This window comes from Vibrio navarrensis, assembly GCF_000764325.1.
Lineage (GTDB): Bacteria > Pseudomonadota > Gammaproteobacteria > Enterobacterales > Vibrionaceae > Vibrio > Vibrio navarrensis.
Map to the genome: position 1 here is coordinate 487,562 of NZ_JMCG01000001.1, position 13,325 is coordinate 500,886.

General features: G+C 51.0%; 10 protein-coding genes. 2 read left to right on the top strand and 8 right to left on the bottom strand.

Features of this window, described 5'->3' with window-relative positions:
* Positions 1-345: 345 nt before the first annotated feature.
* The 8 genes from zapB to priA form a co-directional block, all read right to left on the bottom strand.
* Positions 346-588, bottom strand: a complete 243-nt coding sequence (gene zapB, locus EA26_RS02195; RefSeq protein WP_039422946.1) for a cell division protein ZapB — start codon at positions 586-588, stop codon at positions 346-348.
* A gap of 226 nt (positions 589-814) precedes the next feature.
* On the bottom strand, positions 815-1,318 hold the full coding sequence (gene rraA, locus EA26_RS02200; RefSeq protein ID WP_039422950.1) for a ribonuclease E activity regulator RraA: 504 nt from the start codon (positions 1,316-1,318) through the stop codon (positions 815-817).
* A 75-nt stretch (positions 1,319-1,393) separates the two neighbouring features.
* Entirely contained in the window at positions 1,394-2,311 is a 918-nt protein-coding gene (locus tag EA26_RS02205; protein ID WP_039422953.1) for a 1,4-dihydroxy-2-naphthoate polyprenyltransferase, read from the bottom strand.
* A 496-nt stretch (positions 2,312-2,807) separates the two neighbouring features.
* Positions 2,808-4,139 (bottom strand): ATP-dependent protease ATPase subunit HslU, encoded by a 1,332-nt coding sequence (gene hslU / locus EA26_RS02210; protein WP_039422957.1) that lies wholly within the window; start codon positions 4,137-4,139, stop codon positions 2,808-2,810.
* Positions 4,140-4,164: 25 nt separating this feature from the next.
* Positions 4,165-4,719: an ATP-dependent protease subunit HslV gene (gene hslV / locus EA26_RS02215; RefSeq protein WP_039422960.1), complete on the bottom strand. Its 555-nt coding sequence runs from the start codon at positions 4,717-4,719 to the stop codon at positions 4,165-4,167.
* Positions 4,720-4,874: 155 nt separating this feature from the next.
* Positions 4,875-5,420, bottom strand: a complete 546-nt coding sequence (locus EA26_RS02220; protein ID WP_039422963.1) for an SPOR domain-containing protein — start codon at positions 5,418-5,420, stop codon at positions 4,875-4,877.
* 389 nt (positions 5,421-5,809) lie between these two features.
* Positions 5,810-6,817: a DNA-binding transcriptional regulator CytR gene (gene cytR / locus EA26_RS02225; RefSeq protein WP_039422966.1), complete on the bottom strand. Its 1,008-nt coding sequence runs from the start codon at positions 6,815-6,817 to the stop codon at positions 5,810-5,812.
* Between the two features lie 201 nt (positions 6,818-7,018).
* Positions 7,019-9,220 carry a primosomal protein N' gene (gene priA / locus EA26_RS02230; RefSeq protein WP_039422969.1) on the bottom strand — a complete coding sequence of 734 codons (2,202 nt, stop codon included), beginning with the start codon at positions 9,218-9,220 and terminating at the stop codon, positions 7,019-7,021.
* A gap of 261 nt (positions 9,221-9,481) precedes the next feature.
* On the opposite strand from priA, the gene rpmE reads away from it, so the two are divergent.
* Both rpmE and EA26_RS02240 read left to right on the top strand, forming a co-directional pair.
* Positions 9,482-9,703 (top strand): 50S ribosomal protein L31, encoded by a 222-nt coding sequence (gene rpmE, locus EA26_RS02235; protein WP_039422972.1) that lies wholly within the window; start codon positions 9,482-9,484, stop codon positions 9,701-9,703.
* 263 nt (positions 9,704-9,966) lie between these two features.
* The gene (locus EA26_RS02240; protein ID WP_039422974.1) at positions 9,967-13,302 is read left to right on the top strand and encodes a Calx-beta domain-containing protein; all 3,336 of its coding nucleotides are present in this window, start codon (positions 9,967-9,969) and stop codon (positions 13,300-13,302) included.
* The last annotated feature ends 23 nt before the right edge of the window (positions 13,303-13,325 follow it).

The following is a 13,325-nucleotide window of genomic DNA, read 5'->3' on the forward strand; positions in this document are numbered from 1 at the left end:
AGGGAAAGCTACGAGGTTGCTAGGAAAAGCAGGTTGCTAGGGACTAGGAAAAGAAGGGACTAGGAAAAGAAGGGACTAGGAAGAGCAGGAAGGGCGGTCCTGTGGTCCTCGAAAAGCGGTCCTAGGAAGGGCAAGAGCGGCCCTGGTTCCTGGGCGAGAAAGGCGAAGAGCGTGGAAAAGAAGGTTGCTAGGAAAAGCAGGTTGCTAGGGACTAGGATTTCCCAGGACCCAGGACCCAGGACCTTCTCTCCGCTTTTTCTTTTCCTAGCAATCTAGTCCCTAGAAAACTCGTCCCTTCTTTTTCCGCTCTTGCCTTTCCTAGAACCTAGTCCTTTTCAATCCGCTTTATTCTACATCTTCCATTTTACCCAGTAGGACGCGGATGCGTTCTTGCCACTGAGCGTGTTCTTGTTGAGCTTGTTGAGATTTTTGCTCAAGCTCTGCGTGTTGAGCGCGCAGTTGGTCGGCTTCGCTAGCCAGTTTCGCCTTATCTTCTTTCAGCTCTTCAACTTCCATTTGCAAAAGTGCGATGGTATCGACAGCGGTCTGAATTTTTGCTTCCAGTTTTTCTAATACTTCAAAAGACATTTTGGCCTACCTATTTTATTCGGTTCAATGAGCGCAGCCCATGCTGCGGCTCTCTCTATTAGCCTCATTCTACTCAGCACAAGGCATAGAAACACCTGCTATGTTGGAAAATTTGCATCATTTGCCTAAAAAAACAGCGCATTGAGGCAATGCGCTGACTTTTTCTCAATTTTTAAGCGCGTGAAACGTGCTTTCTCGCGCTTTTCTCTCGCCTGGAGTGCCGTAATTAGAGCTCAGGCTCTTCAAAATCGGCGCTAAGTGGCTCTTGCGAAAGGATGATGCCGGTGCTGTCGGCGTAGAGGTAATCTTCCGGTAAGAAGGTCACACCACCGAAATTGACAGGAATATCGACTTCGCCAATGCCTTGCGCAGATGCGCCGACCGGAATTGAGGCGAGCGCTTGAATGCCGAGGTTCATATCTTCCAACTCGTCAATTTCCCGCACGCTGCCGTAGACAACAATGCCTTCCCACTCGTTTTCTTCTGCTATGGTGGCAATTTCTGCATCGACTAGGGCGCGGCGCAATGAGCCACCGCCATCGACCAAAAGCACACGTCCAACACCATCTTGTTCCAGCGTCTCACGAATCAGCGAGTTATCTTCGAAGCATTTTACGGTGGTGATTTGTCCGGCAAATGAGGCACGCCCACCGAAGTTGCTGAACATCGGCTCGACCACGTCCACTTGATCCAGATAGATATCACATAGGGCAGAGGTGTTGTATTCCATAGCATACCTTCTTCGGTAAATGAATTTTCTCTTGAGTATATCTGTGCATTAAGTCAATGCAATGACAATTAGTGATTAACTAACAAGAGTTTGAGCTATCACAACTGTTGCAAACAAAATATTGGTGACCAATGAGCACTTCACCACCACGGGCATCATCGGCGCAATTTGCGCAGGTTGATGGGTTAACCACACCGCTTTACCGTGATTAATGACCAGTAACAGGCTGAAAAGAAAAGGAAAGCTGATCCACATTGGTTTGCCTTGCAACAGCAAGTAAATGGCAAACGCCAGCACCGCGCCGCCGAGTAATACAAAGTGGTATTGCTTGGCTTTGCGCTGACCAAGGCGCACTGCAACAGTGCGTTTCCCGCACGCAGCGTCGTTTTCGATGTCGCGCATGTTGTTGATATTCAGTACCGCGACCGCTAACAAGCCGCAGCCCAAGGCAGGCAAAAACAGTGCTGAATCCAACACGCCGGTATGGAGGAAATAGGTTCCGGAGACGCCGAGCAAACCGAAGAATATGAATACCGAGAGATCGCCCAGACCCACATAGCCATACGGTTTATTGCCCATGGTGTAAGCGATGGCGGCGAGGATGGCCAAAATACCTAAAGCGATAAACGCGAGAATGCTTTGCAGACTGTTTAAGGCATAAAACACCAGCGCCAAACCCGAGGCGATGGTCAGCAAAATATTAAATACGATGGCACGTTGCATCTCTTTGGCGCTGACCGCGCCAGATTGCATTGCTCGTAGTGGGCCAAGGCGCTTGTCGTTGTCGGTGCCTTTGACGGCATCGCCATAGTCGTTGGCTAAGTTAGACAAAATTTGCAGCAAAGTGGCGGTAACAAACGCCAGCAGAGCGACCACCAATGAGAATTTCCCCGAAGAGTAAGCCAGCACACTGCCAGTTAAAATGGAGACCAAAGCCAGAGGCAATGTTTTCGGGCGCGCGGCATCAAGCCAGATTCTCAGAGATTGATTCATGTGTGTTTCGTGCGAGTAAAACCGACGGTCAGTATACGAAGAAACACGTAAGGAAGAAAGGGAGAAGAGAAGGTTGTTAGGGGCGGGGAAAAGAAGGTTGCTAGGTGCTAGGAAAGGTCTGTAAGAGCGGCCCTATGGCCCTCGAAAAGCGGTCCTGGGAAGGGCAAGAGCGGCCCTGGTTCCTGGGCGAGAAAGGCGAAGGGCGGAGAAAAGTAGGTTGCTAGGAAAAGCAGGTGCTAGGGACTAGGATTTCCCAGGACCCAGGACCCAGGACCCAGGACCCAGGACCCAGGACCCAGGACCTTCTCTTCCGCTTTTTCTCTTCCTAGCAATCTAGACCCTAGAAAACTCGCCCCATCTTTTTCCGCTCTTGCTCTTCCCCAGGACCAAGGGCCTAGGACCCCAGGACCTTCTCTTCAGCTCTTCCGCTCTTGCCTTTCCTAGTCCCTGCTCTTCCCTAGAACCTAGTTCCTAGTCCCTAGGTCCTTGTCTTCCCTTAAAGAATAAAGCGGCTTAGATCTTCGTCGGCGACAAACTCGCCGAGGCGCTGCTTGACGTATTGCGCGTCGATGACAAACTTGGCGCCCGATTTTTCTGTGGCGTCGAAGGAGATTTCATCCATCAAACGTTCCATCACTGTGTGCAGACGGCGTGCGCCGATGTTTTCCGTGGTTTCGTTGACGGTCCACGCCGCTTCGGCTATTTGGCTGATGCCATCTTCGGTGAACTCGATATCAACCTGCTCGGTTTTCATCAGGGCGATGTATTGCTCGGTCAAAGATGCTTTAGGTTCAGTCAGGATGCGTTTGAAATCGTGACTGGTCAGTGCTTCGAGCTCGACGCGGATCGGCAGGCGCCCTTGCAGCTCGGGGATCAAATCAGACGGTTTCGCCACTTGGAACGCGCCGGAGGTGATAAACAGGATGTGGTCAGTGCGCACCATGCCGTGTTTGGTCGATACGGTGCTGCCTTCAATCAGCGGCAATAGGTCACGCTGCACCCCTTCACGAGAGACATCTGGGCCCGAGCTTTCGCCGCGCTTACAGATTTTGTCGATCTCATCGATAAACACGATGCCGTTGTTCTCAACGTTGTAAATCGCCTGATCTTTCAGCTCTTCTTGGTTGACCAGCTTCGCCGCTTCCTCTTCGGTCAGCGCTTTCATCGCATCTTTGATCTTCAGTTTGCGTTTTTTGCTGGTGTTACCCGCAAGGCTTTGGAACATGCCTTGTAGCTGGTTGGTCATCTCCTCCATACCCGGAGGCGCCATGATTTCCACGCCCATTTGCGGCGCAGCAACATTGACTTCAATCTCTTTGTCGTCGAGCTTACCTTCACGCAGTTTCTTGCGGAAAATTTGGCGCGTATTGGAGTTGTCGTCGCTCTGTTCACTTTGTCCCCATGCATCGCGTGCTGGCGGCAGCAGGGCGTCGAGCACGCGCTCTTCCGCTAGTTCTTCAGCGCGGAACTGCACTTTTTCCATCGCTTGCTGGTGGGTCATTTTCACCGCCACGTCGGTCAGATCGCGGATAATGGTTTCCACCTCTTTACCCACATAACCGACTTCGGTGAACTTGGTCGCTTCGACTTTGATAAACGGTGCGTTGGCCAGTTTAGCCAAACGGCGAGCAATTTCGGTTTTACCTACCCCAGTTGGGCCGATCATCAGGATATTTTTCGGGGTGACTTCGGCGCGCAGCCCTTCTTCAAGCTGCATACGGCGCCAGCGGTTACGTAGGGCAATCGCCACCGAGCGTTTTGCTTTTTCCTGACCAATGATGTGACGGTTCAGTTCGTGCACAATTTCGCGGGGAGTCATTTCAGACATCTTGCTTCCTCAAATTCTGTGTAAGTTACGCTTGGGTTGCGCTGGGCAACTCTGGCGTGGCCGTGAGCTCTTCAATGGTGTGATTGTGGTTGGTAAACACACAAATGTCACCGGCGATGTTGAGCGCTTTGACGGCGATCTCGCGTGCGTCTAGGTCGGTGTTTTCCAACAGCGCAGTGGCAGCCGCTTGAGCGTAAGCGCCGCCTGAGCCAATTGCGATCAGGTCATTTTCTGGCTGCACCACGTCACCGTTGCCGGTGATGATCAGCGACGCCGTTTCGTCGGCCACGGCGAGTAGCGCTTCGAGTTTGCGCAGAGCGCGATCGCTGCGCCAATCTTTGGCCAGTTCAACCGCGGCTTTGGTCAGATGACCTTGGTGCATCTGCAATTTGCTTTCGAAGCGTTCAAATAGGGTAAAGGCGTCAGCTGTGCCACCTGCAAAGCCAGCCAGCACTTTGTTGTTGTAAAGACGGCGAACTTTGCGCGCATTGCCTTTCATGACGGTGTTGCCCAAAGACACTTGTCCGTCTCCGGCGATGACGACTGTGTTGTTACGACGTACAGATACTATGGTAGTCACGAGCAGACCTCTTGATACTTTTCACGATGGAGTTGTTTGATATATGGGGGTGGTAAAAGAGAATTCAAGAGCGAATCGAGGGCGGAGAAAGGGGGCCAGCCGAGGCAAATAAAAAGGCACAAGTGATGTACTTGTGCCTAGCCGAGTTTGCTATTTTACTGCGCTTCTTTCCAAATCGCACAAGGCTCAATTTTGGCGCGTTGCAGCTTGTGCCGATCGCGCTCGGCGTCCCTTTTAGTGGTGTACGGGCCCAGCACCACGCGATACCAGTCGCTGCCCTCTTTTTTGCGGATCTTACTGGTGATGCCTTGAAAGGCGATGTCTAGCTTGCGCGCTTCCGCTTGATCTAGCGTTTTGTAAGCACCACACTGCATGATGTAAGGAATGGCTGAGATTTCCTGCTCTTTGGCCACCACTTCGATTTCGCGTTTAGGCAGAGACTCCACGTATTGCCATTTTTCTTCTGGCGGAGGAGGCAGCTCTTTTTTCGCTGCGGGCTTAGGAGTTGGTTTGCTTTGTTGCACGACCGGCACGGGTGGCTCTGGGTCGTTATTGAGGATATACAGGCCATAGCCAAACGCGCCAACCAGCAAAATTGCCAGTAAGCCTGCGCGCCAAGGTTTTCTTTTCGCTGTGGCGGTCTTTTTTGTAGCCGGTTTTTTGGGGCTACGACCACGCCTTACATAATCTTTAGCCACGATAATTACTAGGGTCTGTTGACCTTTTGCGGTTAAATTTTGTTCGAGATAAAAGCGTTTTAATCGCGACGAGAGGTTTGTAGCCTAGTCATTCTAAGCAAAACACCTCTCAACAAAGAGTAAAACGCTTTTAGCTGAACCCTTCGGGCAGCGTTTGTGGCTCCTTTTTGCTGCGTTATCGGCTTATCATGTAGGCCACTACAATTCAAAGCCTCTGCCTTGCACAAAGAACCCACAAACTGCTGCAAAAATCATCTCAAAAGGTCAATAGACCCTAACTATGATTTATTCAGCCGGACATGGTAATCCAGAATGACAAAACAGAACAGGGCACGAGACAATAAAAGGAAGCGACGCAACACAAATGCGCCGCTTTAACTCGCTTTGTGCGTTTAACGCATTTTCGGTGGCGCGGCGCTGCCACGGATCACCAGTTGCGTTTCGAGCAGGCGAGAGCCACTGTGGATCTCGTGCCCTTTGAGCACTTCGAGCATCATCAACATGGCTTGACGGCCAATTTCATAGCGCGGCTGAGAGATGGTGGTCAGAGGCGGATCGCAGTACTGGGCAAATTGGATGTCGTCAAAACCGACCACAGAGAGATCTTGTGGCACGCGTAGGCCAAGCTTTTTCGCTGCTTGAATGGCGCCAATTGCCATGGTATCACAGTGGCAGAATACGGCTGTCGGTGGTTCAGGTAACTCCAACAACTGGCGAATGGCCTCTGTGCCACCGGCGAACGAGAACTCGGCTTCCGCGCAGTAATCCGGGTTCATGGTGATGCCAGCACGTCGTAGTGCTTGTTGGTAACCTTGCTGACGGAACTGACACAGCACCGCAGACGATGGGCCGGAGATTTGCGCGATGCGTTTATGCCCAAGCAGGGTTAAGTAGTTCACGGCTTCAAACGCCGAGGTTAGGTTGTCGATGTGCACGGTGGGCAGTTCGAGCTCGGGGGCGAACTCACACGCCATCACCATCGGTGGCAGGTTTTTCTGCTCCGGCTTGCTGACATCAAACGGCAGATCGGTGCCAAGCAGCAACATACCATCGGCCTGTTTGGTGAAGACAAGGTTGACAAACGAGCTTTCGCGCCGCTTTTGCTGACCACTGTCACCCAGTAAAACTAAGTAGCCTTGCTCCATCGCTGCGTCTTCGATACCGCGAATAATCTCGGTAAAGTAGGGGTCGCAGATGTCTGGGACAATCGTTACTATGGTTTTTGATTCATTCCGACGTAAATTTCTTGCAAGCGAGTTTGGTGAATATCCAGCCTCTAAAACCGCGTCTTCCACCCGTTTTCTGGTGGTGGCCGACACTTTTTCGGGATTCATTAGTGCTCTTGAGACCGTGGCGGTCGAGACACCAGCGAGCTGGGCAACATCCTTCATTGTCGCCATAAATTAAACCCTCTTTTTCGCCATGATTGACGTTCAATTATTGTTCTGATGCAAAATATGAGATAACCCGGATAGTCTATTCATTTCTTCAGCGAAAGTTACGGCGGAATTAACAGAATTTACATTCTTCATGTGATTGTCATCACGTAAAAAGGTAATACCTTGCAAGTATCGAAGATGGTTTGAAGATTTTATCGTTTGCTAGCTCAAATCCTGTGGCTCAATGTCTACGATCCATCGTACTTTCTTTGCATTCGGTAACATTTCAATCGCTGGCTTTGCGCTGATTAACAATTTTTGCATCAAGACGCGGCTTTGCGTTTGCAAAAGCAGTTGCCAGCGATATTTGCCCGCACGTTTGGCCAGCGGTGATGGGGTCGGCCCAAGCACTAAACAGGTGTCGTCAAACAATGGATGGGACTCGAGGGTGAGACGAACTTGGCGCAAGAACGCCTCGCAAAGCTCGCTGTGATTGGCCTCGGCGCGAAACAGGGTCAAAAAGCTGTAGGGCGGCAGTTGGGCGATGCGCCGCTCTTCCAACGCGCTTAAGGCAAACGAGCGATAGTCTTTAGTCAGCAAGGCTTGTAGCAGCGGGTGCTCTGGATGATGGGTTTGCAGCAGCACTTCACCGGGTTTGCTGGCGCGCCCAGCGCGTCCGGCCACCTGAATAAACAGTTGGGCCAATCGCTCGGAAGCGCGAAAATCACTGCTGTAGAGCGAGCCATCCACATCAAGCAAAGCAACCAGCGTCACATCAGGAAAATGGTGCCCTTTGGCCAGCATCTGTGTGCCGATCAAGATTTGATACTCGCCGCGTCGGATCGCTTGCAGTGCATCTTCCAAGCTGCCTTTGCGCCGCGTGCTGTCTCGGTCAATACGAATCGCTTTGTACTCGGGAAAGAGGTTTTCCAACTGGTTCTCTAGCTGCTCGGTGCCGACGCCAACGGTGACCAACTGGCTAGAGCCGCAGCCTTGGCACTGATGGATCACCGGCTGCTGTGAGCCGCAATGATGGCAGCGGATCTCGTTGCTGTATTGGTGGTAGGTGTAGTAGGCATCGCAGCGTTTACATTCGGCAATCCAGCCGCATTGGTGGCACATCAGTGCGGGGGAGAAACCGCGCCGATTAAGAAACAGCATCACCTGATTGCCCGCTTTGAGATGGCGGCGCATTTCGACAATCAAGGGCGCAGACAAGCCGCTTTCCAGATAGAGCCCTTTAACATCCAGTACTTGATTGCGTGTTGGTACGGCAACGCCGGCCCGCTGGGTTAAAGTCAGATGGTGGTATTTGCCGCTGAGTGCATTGTGTAGCGACTCCAGAGCTGGCGTCGCCGAGCCGAGGATGATTGGAATATCTTCTTTGGCGGCGCGCATCACCGCCACATCGCGCGCGTGGTAACGCAGGCTATCTTGCTGTTTATAAGAGGTATCGTGCTCTTCATCGACGATGATCATGCCCAAGTCGGCAAAAGGCGTGAACAAGGCCGAGCGAGTACCAATCACAATGCCAGCCACTTTGTCGCGCGCGCTCAGCCAAGCGTTGAGACGTTCAGTGTCGTTGAGTCCCGAGTGAATCACCGCCACGGGAACATTGAAGCGGCGGCGAAAACGGTTAATAGTTTGCGGGGTTAAGCCGATTTCCGGCACCAGCACCAGCGCTTGGCGACCTTGGGCTAAAACCGGTTTGATCAGGTTTAAGTACACTTCGGTTTTACCCGACCCCGTCACCCCCTCAAGCAAGAAGCTGGCAAAGCTTGTCTGGCAGTGCACCGAGGCAATGGCGATCGCTTGCTCTTGATTGAGTTTCGGCTTGTCGCTCTCATTTTCAATCGCCTCGCCCCAAGCTTGGACTTGCGGCGTTTTGTCTTGGCTCTCGATCCAACCTTTCTCTTCGAGGGCTTTGAGCACTGACGAGGTAATTTCTTCGTCGAGAAAGCGCTGATGGCTAACCGGGCCATCGGCGAGCATTTTCATCACACGTGCCTGTTTCACCGCACGACCAAAATCCTGCATCAACTGGCTTTTGCCTTGCTCGGTTAACTGCCACTCCTGCAACGTGGCAAAATCGGCCGCTTTGCCCTTGCGCAGCGCCGCAGGTAGGGCGTTGTGCAACGTTTCTCCCAGTGGATGCTGATAATATTGGCTGCACCATTGCAGCAGGCTGTAAATCGGCTCGGGCCACAGCGGCTGACTATCCAGCACCGCTTTGATCGATTTGAGTTGCTCACGCGGGAAGTCCGATTCCTGCACCAGCGCCGTGACAATGCCGACCAGCGTCTGCCGACCAAACGGGACGCTCACCCGACCGCCGATAATCGGAAACAGATGGCTGGGCACCAGATAATCAAACTGTTTATCGAGGGGGACGGGTAGGGCAACTCGGGCTATCGATGGGCGCATAAGGTGGCGTGAGTAAACAGAAAAATAATGACTGACAGTCTAAAGGAAGCGGCGGGCAAATTCGAGACGCGATGGCTGATTAAAAAACTAGCGCAAAATGGCGCAAATAGGTTGATCCGTTTGAGTCGATTCATTACTATATCGCGCCTTAAGATATGGCTTCGCATTAGCGATCGCGGTATCTAAGAGTTCATTTTTAACTACGTGTGGTGTGCGGCAAAGGCTCGTATAGCGACACGGCCTACTATTTGAGGTTATCCCATGAAAGCTGGTATCCACCCAGAATACAAAGCAGTAAACGCAACTTGTTCTTGCGGCAACTCTTTCGTTTTTAGCTCTACTCTAGGTAAAGAAGCTATCCACCTAGACGTATGTGACAAGTGCCACCCATTCTACACTGGTAAGCAACGTATCGTTGATACAGGCGGCCGTGTTGATCGCTTCAACAAGCGTTTCGGTGCGCTATCAAGCGGTAAGAAATAATCACATCTGTGATCACTGTTTGAGAAAAGGTCGCTTCGGCGGCCTTTTTGCTTGTTAGGCGAGTGCAAACCTCGTTGCCCCTTGTGTTCCTTTCTATCGATCCATTCCTTCCTTCCGCTTGATTCACCCTCACTATTTTTTCATTGAGGCCAATAAATCCCCTTTCTGATATAAAACTTGTAACAATAATTTATTACTGTTATACCTGTTAACTTATTTTTAACAAAGCGGCGGTTGGGCTTGTTCAGGATTAGGAGAGTGGCATGCAAAAGACAACGCTGGCGTTAATGGTAGCGTCAACTATTTTATTAGCTGGCTGTGGCGGTGGAAGCTCATCGTCTAATCCTGTGAATGAACCTTCGGCACCTGTTGTTGTTCCGCCTACGGCACCTGATTACCCTGAACGCTCCTCGCTGGCGATTAAAGTGTTGGATGATCAAGGCGGTGAGTTAACAAACGCGACGATTGCTGTGTTATCTGATCTCAACCAGCTCGTGACACAGCTTGACGGACAGCACATTCAGCTTGATCAAAGTAAGTTTCATGATCGTGATGTCGATGGGTTATTGGACTATCCGTTATCTCTCGTTATTCAAGTGGCCGCACCGGGGTATTTAAGCCAACGTGCTTCTGTCGTGGTCAGTGATTTTGGTGTTAATCAACAAAGCATCGAGTTGCTTTCGCTCACTTCGCCGCAACTGAGCCAAGCGGGTGTTTTTTATCAGAGTTCCACTTTAAAGCTTGCGGCACAGCCACTTACAAGCTCCGGCCTGATTGAAGTGAACGCGCAGCCTGAATCGCCGTTGCAAACGGTGATTAAAATATCGCCACAAACTCAATGGGTTAATCAGCAGGGAGAAGTGGTGAATGCGGAAACGGTACAGATTGAGCAAATTGCCTACCCGTCAGACAGTGCGAAATTGCCTCTGAGCGCTAAAGAATCGGCCGCGAATTTGGCGCAGTATAATTCGCAAGCAGGGACACAGTTACCTGTTGGCAGTGAGGTTCGTTTTCGTTCTTTAGCGGTCATAGATATTAAGATCACCTCAGAGAATGAGGCGTTGAGCAAGATTGTCGCTGGACAACCCTTGGCGGTGCAACTGTCATTGAGTAACGAGCAGCTCAACCCAACAACGGGTCAGCCGCTCAAGGTGGGCGACAAAATTCCGGTATGGTCTCTTTCCGAACAAGATAGTCGCTGGGTGTTTGAACAGTTTATTGAACTGGAACAAGGTGCGTTCGGTGAACTTAGCGCGACGTTTACCACTAGACATTTAACTCAGTTCAATCTCGCTTTTGCCGAGGTTAGTGACACTTGTAGCGGCTATCTTCTGGTGCGCAATGAGCGTCAGCAACCGCTGAGCCAAGAAGGCGATTTTTCTTTTTCAAGCGCGCGCTTTTTTGCCGAGGATCACTATTTAGGTGCGCAGGATGGCCGCATTGCCTATTCCGATGTCCCCAACGAATTAACCGATATCACCTTTAACCCGCAAGAGAAAGAGGTGACCCTCAACCATACCTTGACCACCACCGCGCATGCAGGTAGCGAGCGGGGGCAAACTCTTTTGCCGCTTACACTCAAGGGGGTTAATTTATGCCAAGCATCAGGCTCGACGCTCGTGTTCAATCAAGGCCAACCTATGCCCTTCGTGCGTATATCGCCAAGCAGCGCCTATCAGTACTTGGTCGAAGGTGATGCCCCTAGCCGTATTGAGCTGACAGCGGAGCTGATCAATCCTGGCGAGGACGATGTTCAGCTCAGCTACCAAGTTGCCAGCCGATATGGGGCAACCGACGGAGAGGATTTTGTTGCCAAACAAGAGGTGCTGGCGCTAAGTGCTGAGCATCCAACGGCAACCATTCAAGTGGATGTGCTTGGTGACGAAGAACCCGAAACGTATTACGAAGCTTTGCAACTGAGTATGGAAATTGCCGAGGGTGCCAGTTTTGAAAGCGGCACACAGAAGCAAGAGAAGACTTACTACATTCGAGATGATGATAGTTATGTCGTTGAAAATCTACAGGTACTTTCTGCCAGTGAAGCCGATCAGAAGGCGGTCGTTGAAGTGACCTTGGATAGGAAAATGGCGTCTGGCAACCAAGTTTATTTGTATTATCGCGTCTATTCGACCGCAGAAGATACCGCGAGTGCGTTCATTGACTATCCTCAAATACAAAGCGGCTATAGTCAGCAGCCCAATGCATTGGGAGGCATCTCTTCTGTCCTCATTCCATCGGGACAGAGAGTTTTCCGCTTTGATGTGCCTATCATTGATGATCTAGATGTAGAAAACCAAGAAACCTTCACGCTGGAAATGGTCAAAACTCGTTTTGTCACCTCGGCCCAAGAAAAAGTACTGACCTCCGTCACTATTGCTGATAATGACAGCGCCGTCGCTGAACCTAGCCGTGTTGAGCTCTATTTGACACAGAATACGGTCAATGAGGGGCGTTTTTTACAAGGTAGTCTGCGACTCGATACGGCAACGGATCGTGCGGTTAATGTGACAGTCAGCAGTGAGAATATGGCTCGTTTGAGGCTGGGGAGCATTGACAATACAGAGCCACTGAACATCCAATTTATGCCAGGCGAAGCATCAAAATTGCTGGTATTGATTGTCCCAGACAACCGCGCTCATGAAGCACATCAAAGCATCGGCTTGACGATAGCGAATGACGTTCAATTGCCTGTTATTACACGCCAGATAGAAGTTCGAGACGACGATGACATCTACATTTCATTGAATGTCGAGCAATCGCCCGATCAAGTGTTTGAAGACAGCAGTGGCAATGTGCTTTGGCGATTTGGTTACTATAACACCCAAGCTCAGTCTGCCGATGATATTGTTGCGGCGATCGCTCTATCGGCGAACTCAACCGCCACTTTATCCGAAGATTTCAACCTCGATCTGCCAGCTAGTCTCGTTTTTTCGAACAGCAGTCGCCCTGAGATTCAGTTCGATCTGATTGCCGATGACAGCGTTGAGCCTTCAGAATGGGTCACATTAGATTTTACGACGCAACTGCCACAAGGAAGTCGGGTTCGCTACGATCTTCCGGGTTGTTACGACGCACAAGCCTGCCAGCCCGGGAAAAGTTATACATTCAGCCAAACGCTAGTGATTGGCAATGATGATCTAATGAGCATCACTATTCCGATGCAAAGGAATGTCAAAATGGACCCCGATAGCCAAGGTGATTTTATTGCACAGCAATGGGCAGAAGGTATCGAGTTCAGCATCAGCGATCCACTCGACTTTGAGCTCGTGTTTGATGTGGAGCTCATGGCAAGTGATTTAATCACCATGCCTTATCTGACCATTCCACAACAAATCACTTTGCCAGCAGGGCAAAAGGTGGCCAAAGGAACGCTCGATTTCGCGGCGGTTACGCGCGCTGAGTTGGATCAGCGTTTCAATCAAGGTACGGTTAAGTTGGAGGCTATGCTCAACGTGCAGCTCAGTGAGGAGAGCCGTGAGAAGCTCAAGAAGCAAGGGGTGCAGTTTGTTGTGACAAACTCCCAAATGAACTTTACTTTTAGCTACCCACAAGTCGATCCAACTGGCGCCACAGGGGGAAGCGGGGGCGAGAATGATTAATAAAACCAACACTCACGCCCATT

Bases quoted from the DNA above. Each gene is read 5' to 3' on its own strand.
- zapB (WP_039422946.1), bottom strand. From the start codon at position 588: ATGTCTTTTGAAGTATTAGAAAAACTGGAAGCAAAAATTCAGACCGCT.
- rraA (WP_039422950.1), bottom strand. From the start codon at position 1,318: ATGGAATACAACACCTCTGCCCTATGTGATATCTATCTGGATCAAGTG.
- EA26_RS02205 (WP_039422953.1), bottom strand. From the start codon at position 2,311: ATGAATCAATCTCTGAGAATCTGGCTTGATGCCGCGCGCCCGAAAACA.
- hslU (WP_039422957.1), bottom strand. From the start codon at position 4,139: ATGTCTGAAATGACTCCCCGCGAAATTGTGCACGAACTGAACCGTCAC.
- cytR (WP_039422966.1), bottom strand. From the start codon at position 6,817: ATGGCGACAATGAAGGATGTTGCCCAGCTCGCTGGTGTCTCGACCGCC.
- priA (WP_039422969.1), bottom strand. From the start codon at position 9,220: ATGCGCCCATCGATAGCCCGAGTTGCCCTACCCGTCCCCCTCGATAAA.
- rpmE (WP_039422972.1), top strand. From the start codon at position 9,482: ATGAAAGCTGGTATCCACCCAGAATACAAAGCAGTAAACGCAACTTGT.
- EA26_RS02240 (WP_039422974.1), top strand. From the start codon at position 9,967: ATGCAAAAGACAACGCTGGCGTTAATGGTAGCGTCAACTATTTTATTA.